Origin of the sequence: Arthrobacter sp. EpRS71 (assembly GCF_001512285.1) — a bacterium.
GTDB lineage: Bacteria > Actinomycetota > Actinomycetes > Actinomycetales > Micrococcaceae > Arthrobacter.
Genome location: NZ_LNUV01000004.1, coordinates 113,390 through 125,744, shown reverse-complemented (window position 1 = coordinate 125,744; position 12,355 = coordinate 113,390). Strand labels below are relative to the sequence as shown.

Sequence of the window (12,355 nt, the reverse complement as noted above, 5' to 3'; positions counted from 1 at the left end):
ACACTGGAGGCCGGTATATGGCAGCCACCGTCCCTTCAGACGGTCGGATTGCCTGCCAGCGCGAGTGGTGAAATTGGCAGACACGCAGGATTTAGGTTCCTGTGCCTTCGGGCGTGGGGGTTCAAGTCCCCCCTTGCGCACAGCTACATGAATACCCCCGGCTGCAGGCCGGGGGTATTTCTGTCCTCAAGCAGCCGGGGACCTCCTGAAAGTGCGCTGGGAAGGGCACTCAGGACGTTCAACTAGACTGGAATGCGGTCTGGCCGAAGCCGGCCACAGCACTTCCAACCGGCTTGAGGGGACACGAGTGGCAAGCAGCAAAATGCGGCGCCTGGGCATGCAGTTCGGAGCGGCCGTCCTGGCTTTGGGGCTGGCAGGGTGCACCGGAACCCCTGGTCCGTCGCCGTCGTCGTCCACCGGCAGCTCCCCCGCGGTTGAACCGACGGCAACCTTCAATTTCGGCACAGCGTCCATGCCCTTGGGCCTGGATCCCGCCATGACCGCGGATTCCGAGTCGTACCGCGTCACCCGCCAGGTCCTTGAAGGACTGGTGGGGGTGGATGGAGAAACAGGGCAAACGACTCCCCTCCTCGCCACGGAGTGGAAAGACAGCAACAACGGGCTGAGCTACGACTTCACGCTCCGCTCCGGTGTGACCTTTCACGACGGCACTCCCCTGGATGCAACCGCAGTATGCGCCAACTTCAACCGATGGTTCACCTTTCCAGAGGAACTCCGGAACCAGGCACCCGGCATTTCTTTCCAAAGTGTCTTCAAGGCTTACTCGGACCAACCAGTGTTCTCCATCTTCAAGGACTGCAAGGTGGTCTCGGCCAGCGACGTGCAGATCAATCTGACGCGCCCCTTCACCGGATTCCTTCAGGCGTTGACTCTGCCGGCCTTCGCAATATCTTCCCCGGCTGCCTTGGAGGCACAAAAGGCCAATGTCCTCAACCAGGTACGGAACGGCCAGGCCATGTCCACTTACGCCGGCCATCCTGTGGGCACTGGCCCGTACGAATTCACCGCGTGGGACGAGACAAGGCTCACCTTGTCCAGCTACAAGGGCTACTGGGGCAACCGGGGCCAGATAGCAACCATCAACTTCGTTCCCTATGATCGCGCGGAAACACGCCAACAGGCTCTGCTGGACGGCAAGATCGACGCCTATGACCTGGTGACGTCAGGGACGTTTGACCAACTGGTCAAGAAGGGTGTCCAGATCATCCAGCGCGACCCCTTCTCGGTGATGTATTTGGGGATCAACCAGGCTGTTGCACCACTGGAAAAGCCCGAAGTGCGCCAAGCGATCGAGATGGCGATCGACAAAGAGACGTTGATCCGCAAGTTCTTCATCGACAACACGGCGCAGGCCTCACAGTTCGTGCCGCCCAAGCTCAGCGGCTTCAATAACAACGCTCCTTCCCTGGGATACAACCCGGAGAAAGCGAAGGAGCTCTTGAAGAAGGCCGGCTACAAGGGTGAAGAGCTGAAGTTCTACTACCCGCTCAACGCCACAAGGGCTTACATGCCCACACCGGAAAAGATCTACGCCGAGCTCAGCCGCCAACTCGTCGCTGTCGGCTTCAACATCAAGCCGGTTCCCATCGACTGGGAGGATGGCTACCTCCAAAGAGTCCAGTCTGCCGGGGACCGGGGCCTGCATCTGCTCGGCTGGAACGGCTCCTATGCGGACGCAGACAACTTCCTGGGACCCCTCTTCGGCGAAACCCGCGCCGAGTTCGGATACGCCGACTCGGAGGTGTTCCACAAGATCGAACGCGCAAGGGCCATGCCTGACGGCGATGACCGCAATGCGCAGTACCAGGCCATCAACGCAGAAATCGCGGCGTCGGTACCGGCTGTGCCCATCGCCTTCCCCATCTCGGCGCTGGCGCTGTCCAACAAGGTGGAAAGCTACCCGGCTTCCCCGGTCCTCAACGAAGTTTTCACAAACGTCCGCCTAAAGCCTTGACGATTCCCCGTAATTTCAGTATTGAGTCTGCGCGGGGATATTCTGTGACAGCCAGTGCCGCCGCTAACGGAGATTGATCGTGACCTTCATTTCCAAGACCCAACATGCTGACGTCGTCCTTATTGGCGGTGGAATCATGAGTGCCACCCTTGGTGCGTTCATCAAGCAACTTGAACCCACCTGGACCATCTCCCTGTTCGAACGACTCGACGAAGCAGGGCTCGAGAGTTCCGGACCCTGGAACAACGCCGGCACGGGCCATGCTGCGCTGTGTGAGCTTAACTACTCCCCCGCAGCAAAAGACGGTTCCGTAGACCCGTCCAAGGCCCTGCACATCAACGAACAGTTCCAACTGTCCCGCCAGTTCTGGTCCCATCTTGTGGACAGCAAAGTCATCGGGTCTCCCAAGGGCTTCATCAACACCGTTCCGCACATGAGCTTCGTCATTGGCGATGACCACTCGAACTTCCTCAAGACCCGCTACGAGGCCCTTAAGCCCAACACGCTGTTCCGCAGCATGGAATACACCGAGGACCAGGACCAGATCGCCAAGTGGGCCCCGTTGATCGTCAAGGGCCGTGACCGCAAGCAGCGCGTGGCAGCAACCCGCGCGGCTGAAGGCACCGACGTCGATTTCGGCGCCTTGACCCGTGAACTGACGGGCTACCTGCAGAGCAGCGGCGCCGAGGTCAACTATGGACACGATGTCACCAATATCCACCGCGCAGCAGGCGGTGGATGGGATCTTTCCATCAAGCACCCCAAGTCCGGCGAGCACGGCCGCATCCACGCGAAGTTCGTCTTCGTGGGTGCCGGTGGCGGAGCACTTCACCTTCTCCAGGCATCCGGCATTCCTGAAAGCAAGGGATACGGTGGCTTCCCCGTCTCCGGCCAGTTCTTCCGGTGCACCGACGACGCCGTCACCTCCCAGCACAGCGCAAAGGTCTACGGCCAGGCGTCGGTGGGCGCGCCGCCCATGTCCGTCCCGCACCTGGACACCCGCTATGTGGACGGCAAGCGCTCCCTCCTCTTCGGCCCGTACGCCGGTTTCTCCACCAACTTCCTGAAGACCTCCAGCTACCTGGACCTTCCGTTGTCCATCCGCCCGGGGAACATCATTCCCATGCTGGCTGTGGCCAAGGACAACATGGACCTCACCGCGTACCTCATCAAGGAGGTTGCCAAGCGGCACGAGGCCAAGGTTGAGGCCCTGCGCGAGTACTATCCGGAAGCCTCCGGGGGCAATTGGGAACTGATCACGGCGGGCCAGCGTGTACAGATCATCAAGAAGCACCCACAGAAGGGTGGCGTCCTGCAGTTCGGCACTGAAGTCATTGCCTCCCGCGATGGGTCAATCGGCGCGCTGCTGGGCGCTTCTCCGGGCGCTTCCACCGCCGTGCCCATCATGATCGAACTGTTGCAGAAGTCCTTCCCGAAGAACTTCAAAGGTTGGCAGTCCAAGCTCAAGGAGATGATGCCGGGCTACGGCGTCAAGCTCAATGAGAATGCCGACCTTGCAGCCGAGCTGGAAGCAAGCACCGCCAGCTCTCTGCAATTGGAAGTGGCCACCGCCATCCAAAGCTAGGCCATACCCGGGGCTGCGGCCGGTTCCCTCAGCCGAATCGTTACGTAGACCGCAGGAGTCAATGCAATGTTCCGCTTGGCCAGACTGTCCCTGGGAAACCGGGCCTTGATCGCGCTGATCACCGTCTTTGCGGCGGTGTTCGGCGTGATCACCATGGGTTCGCTCAAGCAGGAACTTATTCCCTCCATCGAGTTCCCGCAGATCACGGTGGTGACCTCCATGCCGGGCGCTTCTCCGGAGGTTGTGGACAAGCAGCTGAGCCAGCCGCTGGAAACAGCACTGAACAGCGTCGAAGGGCTTGAGTCCACCACCTCGACGTCCCGCAACGGCGTTTCGCAGATCACCATGGTGTTCACGTACGGCTCCAACCTGGACCGGGCGCGCAATCAGATTGACCGGGCCATCTCAAATGCCAAGCGGGTACTGCCGGCCGACGTCGAACCCCAGTCAATCGCCGGCAACATCAGCGACTTCCCGATTGTCTATTTGGCGGTCTCCTCGGACAAACCGCTGAGCGAACTTAACGCTGACCTCCTGCGTCTCAGCGTTCCGCGCCTGCAAAAGATCGACGGCGTTCGTGGCGCCGATGTGACCGGCGGCTCCAGCCAGCACATCCTGATCCAGCCCCGCCCTGCGGATCTGGCAACGTCAGGTGCCTCTGTCCAGTCCATCAGCAATGCCCTGAAGAACAATGGCACCTTGGTTCCTGTCGGCACCATCGAGGATCAGGGCAAGACCCTGTCCCTCCAGCTCGGCAGCCCGGTGGATTCGTTGGACATCATTAAGGGACTCCCCTTGGCTGGCGCCAAGAATGCCGCCACCATCGGCGCCGTCGCCGATGTCAGCATCGAGGACGACGCCGCCACGTCCATCACGCGTACCAACGGTAAGCCCACGTTGGCGCTGTCCGTCACCAAGAAGCCGGAGGGCGATACGGTGGCGATCTCGCACGCCGTCAGGGACGCCGTCGGGCCCATGGAAGCGGAACTCGGCAATAACGCGACCTTCACGCCGGTCTTCGACCAGGCTCCGTTCATTGAGAAGTCCATCAAGGACCTCACCACCGAAGGGCTCCTTGGCCTGGGCTTCGCGGTGGCTGTGATCCTGGTTTTCCTGATGTCCGTACGCTCCACGCTTGTCACGGCTGTCTCCATTCCGCTGTCCCTGCTGATCACGTTCATCGGCATCTCCGCCACCGGTTATTCGCTGAACATCCTGACCTTGGGTGCCCTCACCATTGCGATCGGGCGCGTGGTTGATGACTCCATTGTGGTGATCGAGAACATCAAGCGGCATCTGAGTTACGGCGAACACAAGCTGACGGCCATCCTGACCTCCATCAGGGAAGTTGCCGGGGCCATCACGGCTTCCACCTTGACCACCGTGGCTGTGTTCCTCCCCATCGCTTTCGTGGGCGACCTCGCTGGTGAGCTGTTCCGGCCCTTCGCCCTGACTGTAACCATCGCGCTGTTGTCTTCACTACTGGTTTCCCTGACGATCGTTCCGGTCCTGGCCTATTGGTTCCTTTCCTCACCCGGAAAGGGCGCTGAGGCACAGGCATCGGCCAAGGAGGCCGCCGAGAAGGCCCGGGAAGCCGAACAACGGAGCCGCCTCCAGCGCGGCTACCTTCCGATTCTTGCCAAGACGCAGAAACATCCCGTCATCACCTTGTCCGCCGCGGCATTGATTCTGGTGGCCACCATCGCAGTCTCGCCTCTTCTGGCCACTGATCTTTTGGGCCGCTCCCGCGAGAACAGCATGACAGTGCGCCAAGTCCTTCCGGCTGGCACCAGCCTGCAGGCCACCAGCGATGAAGCTTCCAAGGTTGAGGAAGCCCTCAAGGGCATTGAAGGCATCAAGGACGTGCAGGTCACGTCCGGAAACGCCCAGACCGGCTTCGCTGCACTCACCTCCACCGGTTCGTCCAACTCGACGTTCACCATTGTCACCGATGAGAAAGTGAACCAAAGCAAACTCCAGGATGAGGTCCGCGCCAAGCTTGAAGGGGCTGCCGGGAAGGTGACGGTGGGATCCCAGCAGGGCGGATTCGGCACCTCCTCAACGGTGGACATCACCATCAGGGCCGCGAACTCCGCTGACCTGCAGACGGCAAGCGATGCCATGGTCAAGGCCATGGAAGGCGTTCCGGGCAGTACGGAAGTGGCCACTAACCTTGCCTCCAAGCAGTCGGTGGTCCAGGTCCGCGTCGACCGGGCCAAGGCAGTGGCGGCAGGCCTGACAGAAGAGCAGGTAGGAGCCTTCCTTGCCTCCACGGTCAGCCCCGTTCCTGCCGGTACCGTCCGGATTGAGACCAACGATTACCCTGTGCAGATCGGCGAAGGTACACGCTTTACCAGCATCGCCGCGGTACGTGCGCTCCAGCTGCCCACAGTCCGCGGCGGAGTGGCACTCGAGTCGATTGCCGCCGTCGAGCAGGTTGACACCCCGGTGTCCATCACCAGCAGCAATGGGCAGCGCACGGCAAGGGTGACCGTGACGCCCTCCGGATCCAATCTGGGCAGCGTCAGCGCTGCCGTGCAGGAGCGGCTGGCTGGAGTGGAATTGCCCGCGGGGGTGACGGCCACCATCGGTGGTGCCACAACGCAGCAGGCTGAGTCCTTCCGGCAACTTGGCCTGGCTCTGCTGGCGGCAATAGCGATCGTCTATGTGATTATGGTGGCCGCTTTCAAGTCACTCATACAGCCACTCATCCTGTTGGTCTCCGTACCGTTCGCGGCAACGGGTGCGGTGGGTCTGCTGCTGGTCACCGGCGTTCCGTTGGGACTGCCGTCACTGATCGGCATGCTGATGCTGGTGGGAATCGTGGTCACCAATGCCATTGTGCTGATCGACCTCATCAACCAGTACCGCAAACCCCATGACGGCAGTCAGGGCATGAACGTTGCCGATGCCATCACCCACGGAGCCCGCCAGCGGCTCCGGCCCATCCTCATGACGGCCCTGGCCACCGTGTTCGCCCTGACTCCCATGGCGCTGGGCCTCACAGGTGGAGGCGGGTTCATTTCGCAACCCTTGGCAATTGTGGTGATCGGTGGACTGGTTTCGTCCACTGCGCTGACGTTGGTCCTGGTGCCGGTTCTCTACAAACTTGTGGAGGGCCGCCGGGAGAAGAAGGATCTGCTGAAGGCGCTTCAGGACAAGCCCAAGGCTTCTCCCGGCTCCGGATCCGGCGGCAGTTCCGCGTCAGACGATTTCCAAGACTGGACCACGGGCATGGTTCCCCGGGTTACGGGCCGCCGCGCCGCCCATAACCCCGCAGAATAGCGGGCTTCTCTACAGAGTCACCCTTGATGGACAGGCCCGGGAACAATTCCCGGGCCTGTCCTGTTACAGGTATCGATACATGCAAATGCATCTAGTTTGAGGTACACTGTTTACAGAGCCCGGGACCTCGGGCAGGGAGAAAGGCACACCATGCAGATCGGCGTATTCAGCGTCAGCGACATCACCACTGACCCCACCACGGGCCGCACGCCCACGGAAAACGAACGCATCAAGGCCTCCGTTGCCATCGCCAAGAAGGTCGAAGAAATCGGCATGGACGTGTACGCCCTCGGCGAGCACCACAACCGGCCCTTCTTCTCTTCCTCCCCCACCACCACTCTGGCCTACATCGCAGCCCAGACCGAGCGCATCACGTTGTCCACTGCCACCACCCTGATCACCACCAATGATCCGGTCAAGATCGCCGAAGACTTCGCCATGCTCCAGCACCTCTCGGATGGCCGCGTGGACCTGGTCCTGGGCCGTGGCAACACAGCGCCGGTATACCCCTGGTTCGGAAAGAACATCCAGGACGGCATCGAGCTCGCCATCGAGAACTACAGCCTCCTCCGCAAGCTGTGGGATGAGGACACCGTTAACTGGTCCGGCAAGTTCCGTACTCCGCTGCAGAACTTCACCTCCACGCCGCGCCCGCTCGACGACGTCGCCCCCTTCGTGTGGCACGGCTCCATCCGTACGCCGCAGATTGCGGAAGTCGCCGCGTACTACGGCGACGGTTTCTTCGCCAACAACATCTTCTGGCCCAAGGAGCACTACCAGCAGCTGATCGGCCTGTACCGTGAGCGCTACGAGCACTACGGCCACGGCAAGGCCGATCAGGCAATAGTCGGCCTTGGTGGTCAGTTCTTCATGAGGAAGAACTCCCAGGATGCCGTGAAGGAATTCCGCCCGTACTTCGACAACGCACCTGTCTACGGACACGGACCCTCGTTGGAGGACTTCACCTCGCAGACTCCGCTGACCGTGGGCAGCCCGCAGGAAGTCATCGAGAAAACCCTGACATTCCGGGAGGCTTTCGGTGATTACCAGCGGCAGCTATTCCTGATTGACCATGCCGGCCTGCCGCTGAAGACTGTCCTGGAGCAGCTGGACCTCTTCGGCGAAGAAGTCTTGCCCGTGCTTCGTAAGGAATACGCCGCCATGAAACCTGCGCACGTGCCGGACGCACCGACGCACGCCTCGCGCGTTGCCGCCGCCTTGGAAGCCAAGGTCAGCGAAACCGCTACCGCTGGTGCTGCGGGGCAGGACGCCTGATGTCCAGCCCCTCGGCGTCCTCCGCCGTTCGCCTCGCCGCCGAAACCTGGGAGTCTCTGTTCCGCTCCCAGGTGGCGGTGATGCGGAAGCTTCAGTCGGGACCTGCGTTCAAGACGCTTCCGGTCAAGGAGTACGACGTCCTCTTTACGTTGTCCACATGCCCGTCAGGCCAGCTTCGCCTGAACGAGATCAATGACAAGGTGCTGCTGAGCCAGTCCAGCCTGAGCCGCTTGGTGGACCGTTTGGAGAAGCGCGGCTTGGTGGAACGAACAACAGCTCCCGACGACGGCCGCGGAGTCCTGCTCTCACTCACCGAAGCCGGCAGTGACCTCCAAAAAACCATCGGCCGCGAACATGTGCGGGACATCGCCAACTTGGTGGCGCCCGCACTCACAGCCGAGGAACAGAAGGAGCTTCTGCGACTGACGGAGAAACTCCGCGCCTCGGTGGCCGCACACTAACGCAAGCTGATGAGCTCCCGGGGGTCCTCCACCGGGAGCTCTCCGTTAACCACTGCACTGACCCTGAGTGTCTTCAGGGTCAAGCTGCCGCCCACGGTGGACAGGAACGCAGTATCCGAGGAGTCCCGCCCTGCAGTGATGCGGAGCATGGACTCGCGGGGTGCCAGCCCGGTGGGGTCGATGATGTGCCAGGCGCCGTTGATGTATGCCTCGGCAACAGCATGGAAATCCATGGGGCTCAGCCCGGGGGCATACACTGCCGCCAGCCGCGCAGGAACATCCTTGGACCGCAAGAGGGCAATGGCAAGGTGGGCGAAGTCCCGGCACACACCTTTCCGGTGAAGCAGGGTTTCCACAGCGCCGTCAGTCCCGCGGGAGGATCCGCTGACGTAGCGCAGTTCCCCGTTGACCCAATTGCGGACCGCATGCAGCAGCTCTGCACCGTGGAGGTTTCCGAACTCGGCGTAGGAGGTGGGCAGCAACCTGTCCGACTCCGCATACCGGCTGGGCCTGACATACCTGATGAGTTCCATCGGACTGGCCGTGTCCGGCTCCCCAAAGCCATGAACCGTTGCCCGGTACTCCACTGTCACGTCGCTTGGCTCGGTGAACTCCAGGTAATGAAAGCGGCCACCATGGTGGTCGGTGAGTTCGGCACAAGGAACCTCGGCACCGTCACTGGTGATGGACAGGTTTTCCGTCACTGACTGGTAACCACGATTAGTGGCCACGGCTATGGCCATGGCCACCTTGGTGTTGGCTGCGGTCTTGAAAACGAGCGAGGCAGCAACATTGCGTTCCATTGATCTCCGAGGTGGGTTGCGGCGGACAGCCCCCATCGCTGCCGTGTGTGTGGATCAGCCAATCGCAGGGCTACAGATTGACCTTCAGAGACAGTAGCATCCGCTGGACATTGGCGAATTCAGAACCATGGACCGCATACTTCGCAGCCAGGTCCAAGGTATCGAAAGCCTTGGCCGGGGCCACCTTCTCATCAGCGGCAAAGGCGTGGATCGCCGGAACATCCCCAAAGGAGATATCCCCCTTTCCGGCAGGGCCCTGAACCCGGTTCCGCAGTTCACAGGACTGTCCGTCCACACCCGCCACCATGTTGGTGATGCCGTAGGAGCCAAAGAATTTGTAGCCTTGGACCACGCGGAAAACCACCCGCGGATCAATGGTGTCCTGGCCATCCGAGTGCGGGATGTCCAAGGGCACGCTGCTGATGACCACATAGGGGCGCGCCTGACCGGCGGGGCAGGAAACCGGCACTGCCGTCGGCAATCCGGTCTGGAGCGTGGCGATGTACCGCCCCTCAGCATCCTTGACCTCCACCTTCACAGCGTGGGCCAATGCCGCGGCCTCCGGCGTCACCGACTGGGCTATCCACTCCTGCGGCAGCTCGAAGCTGACGGTTTTGGCGGCGTCCGTGTAGGTCTTCCAAGACACTGCCGTCGCCACCGGGGACGGCCCGGGGCTGGCCGAACTGCTACCGCCGGCTCCTGTTGTTTCGCCGGGTGCCGCGGACGGCGAGCCCGCCGCGGAGCCAGGTGCCGGCGTCGTGCTTTCCGGTGTTCCCGTTCCCGATTCCGTACTGTTGGGCTGGGATCCGGCCGTGGGGGTGACTTGCGGACCCTTGTACTCGGCGGAGCAGGCCGCTGTCCCGGCGAGGACGGTGACCGTCAGCGCCAGCGCGGCGAGCCGCATCGGACCGCAGCGCAGGTTCAGGATGCCCTTCATGACCACAGCCTATCGGCGGCAGTCCTGCGACACGCACAGGACTAGGCTGAGGGTATGGCTCCCGATCAGCAGGATTACTTCGAGGACAACATCCCCGCCATGTCAGCAGTTGATATTGCCGACTGGCGCTTGCGGACGTTCGCTCTCTACGACAAGGTGCGTCAACTCGCAGCCACCAACCCGTTCGACGCCCATGTGTTCTGGCGGCAGGAACGGGACCTGATGTTCGCCACGCATCCTGCTTCAGCGCTGACGGCCGATATGAAGGACTCATTTTCCGGACTTCGAACCGCTGACTATGACCCCTCTTTCCGGAGGTACGCTGCCCTGTCGCCCGAGGGAAGCGGACAGGAGATGAACGTCGAAACGGGGACCGACGGCGTGGTGCCCTTCACCAGGATCGGCACTTTTGAGTTGCCCGGGCTGGGTTCGTTGGCCGCATGGCGGCTACGGAGCTACGGGGGCGGCATCTTTGTACCCTTCCGGGATGCGACGGCCGGCAAGAACGGCGGAAGCTACGGAGCAGGCCGGTATCTGCTGGACACGGTCAAAGGCTCATTTCACGGAACGCGAGGATCCGGCGCCGAACAAGAGTTCGTCCTGGACTTCAACTTTGCCTACAACCCATCGTGCGCCTACAACGAAGCCTGGGCATGCCCGCTGGCCGGACCTGCCAACCGTCTGGCTGCCGAGGTTCCCGTGGGCGAACTCTATCTGGGCTAGCCCAACACCCCTCCGGGGCCAACAGCCACGAGAGCTGCTATGGCCGCCACTATGGTCAGCGGAGCTACTATCAGGCCAAAGACCGCATATCCCTTCCACGTGATCAGCACGTTCATCCGCACCAACCTGTCATGCCACAACAGGGTGGCCAGTGAGGCCCACGGCGTAATCAACGGCCCGGCGTTCACTCCTACCAACAGCGCCGCCATTCGCACCGGACCTCCGGCCAGCGGCTCGGCGAGGAGATACGCCGGCAGGTTGTTGACGACGTTTGAGCCGAGTGCTCCCGTCATGGCCAACCTCAGCAGTTCAACAAACCCGCTCCCTTCTCCGGCCACCTGTCCAAGCAGAAGCGAAGCACCCAGGTATTGGGTTGCCTCAACCACCAGGAAAAGTCCGCAGGTGAACAGCAACAGCGACCAGGGAATCAGCGTCACCTTGAGCACTGTGGGGCGTCGGATGGCGAATGCGACCGCCAGGATCACGGCCGCCGCGGTGGCGGGAATCCAGATTGCCGCGCCGGATACCAGTGCCGGAATGAGCAAAACCAGGACAACGGCACTGGTCCCGAGCAGAACCTTGTCAGTTCCTGCCCTGGCTGAGGGTGATTGCGCTGGACGGGCGGAATCCAGGGCGTAGGTCTTGCGCAGTTCGCGCCGGAAGACCACCGCTATGAAAGCCAAGGGAACCAGAACGGCAGCTAATGACGGCGCCCACATCAAGTGAGCGAACTGTGCGGGACTGATGCCGCCCAGATTGTGTTGGGCCAAGAGGTTGGTCAGGTTGGAGATGGGAAGCAGCAAACTGGCCGTATTGGCCAGCCAGACAGTGGTCAGGGCGAACGGCAGGACGGGGAGGCCCGCTTGACGGGCGACGGTAACCACTACAGGCGTGAGGAGCACCGCCGTCGTATCCAGCGACAGGAAAACCGTGCTCAACGTGGCAAACAAGGCCAAAAGCAGCCACAGCAGGGCGCTGCGGCCACGCCCCCAACCGCGCACGTGCCGGGCAATCCACTGGAAAGCCCCGGCTTCACTAACGAGCTCGGTCACCACGGTCATGGCAACCACGAAGCCCAGTATGGGTGCCACCCGGTCCACGAGGACCGCCACTTCCTGCCAGGGCAGGACACCCGTGGCCACGGTGATCCCACCAGCCACAAGGAGGACCAACCCGATGATCGCCAGACGCATGGAACGGATTCTAAGCCCCGGCCCTGTGTTCTTCCTGCAGGGTTCTGCCTCAAGGACGGGTGGACGAAGGCGTCACCATCCTGTAAGTAATGGAACCCCCGCGACGCTCCTGGGAAGC

The 12,355-nt window shown here is 61.9% G+C and carries 9 protein-coding genes and 1 tRNA gene; 7 read left to right on the top strand and 3 right to left on the bottom strand.

All coding sequences use genetic code 11. The features are described from left to right. Positions 1-58 precede the first annotated feature (58 nt). From AR689_RS07960 to AR689_RS07935, 6 genes are all read left to right on the top strand, one after another. Positions 59-140: transfer RNA gene (locus AR689_RS07960), tRNA-Leu, on the top strand. A gap of 167 nt (positions 141-307) precedes the next feature. After that, positions 308-1,975, top strand: coding sequence for an ABC transporter substrate-binding protein (locus tag AR689_RS07955; protein ID WP_082697844.1), 1,668 nt, complete (start codon positions 308-310; stop codon positions 1,973-1,975). A gap of 79 nt (positions 1,976-2,054) precedes the next feature. Next, positions 2,055-3,560, top strand: coding sequence for a malate:quinone oxidoreductase (locus AR689_RS07950; protein ID WP_082697843.1), 1,506 nt, complete (start codon positions 2,055-2,057; stop codon positions 3,558-3,560). A gap of 66 nt (positions 3,561-3,626) precedes the next feature. Then, the gene (locus AR689_RS07945) at positions 3,627-6,845 is read left to right on the top strand and encodes an efflux RND transporter permease subunit (protein WP_062068877.1); all 3,219 of its coding nucleotides are present in this window, start codon (positions 3,627-3,629) and stop codon (positions 6,843-6,845) included. Between the two features lie 150 nt (positions 6,846-6,995). After that, entirely contained in the window at positions 6,996-8,120 is a 1,125-nt protein-coding gene (locus tag AR689_RS07940; protein ID WP_062068875.1) for an LLM class flavin-dependent oxidoreductase, read from the top strand. Further along, a complete protein-coding gene (locus tag AR689_RS07935) occupies positions 8,120-8,581 on the top strand; it encodes a MarR family winged helix-turn-helix transcriptional regulator (RefSeq protein WP_062068873.1) in 462 nt (153 codons plus the stop codon). The genes AR689_RS07940 and AR689_RS07935 overlap by 1 nt, the downstream gene beginning before the upstream one ends. On the opposite strand, the gene AR689_RS07930 is transcribed toward AR689_RS07935, so the two are convergent. Next, the gene (locus tag AR689_RS07930) at positions 8,578-9,384 is read right to left on the bottom strand and encodes a transglutaminase-like domain-containing protein (RefSeq protein WP_062068870.1); all 807 of its coding nucleotides are present in this window, start codon (positions 9,382-9,384) and stop codon (positions 8,578-8,580) included. The two genes, AR689_RS07935 and AR689_RS07930, sit on opposite strands and share 4 nt — an antisense overlap. A 70-nt stretch (positions 9,385-9,454) precedes the next feature. After that, positions 9,455-10,321 (bottom strand): hypothetical protein, encoded by an 867-nt coding sequence (locus AR689_RS07925; RefSeq protein ID WP_062068868.1) that lies wholly within the window; start codon positions 10,319-10,321, stop codon positions 9,455-9,457. Positions 10,322-10,375: 54 nt separating this feature from the next. Between AR689_RS07925 and AR689_RS07920 the strand changes: the two genes are divergently transcribed. Then, positions 10,376-11,044 (top strand): DUF1684 domain-containing protein, encoded by a 669-nt coding sequence (locus AR689_RS07920; protein ID WP_062068866.1) that lies wholly within the window; start codon positions 10,376-10,378, stop codon positions 11,042-11,044. Here the strand turns inward: AR689_RS07920 and AR689_RS07915 are convergent. Beyond that, the gene (locus tag AR689_RS07915; RefSeq protein WP_062068864.1) at positions 11,041-12,237 is read right to left on the bottom strand and encodes an SLC13 family permease; all 1,197 of its coding nucleotides are present in this window, start codon (positions 12,235-12,237) and stop codon (positions 11,041-11,043) included. The genes AR689_RS07920 and AR689_RS07915 overlap by 4 nt on opposite strands. Positions 12,238-12,355: the final 118 nt, after the last annotated feature.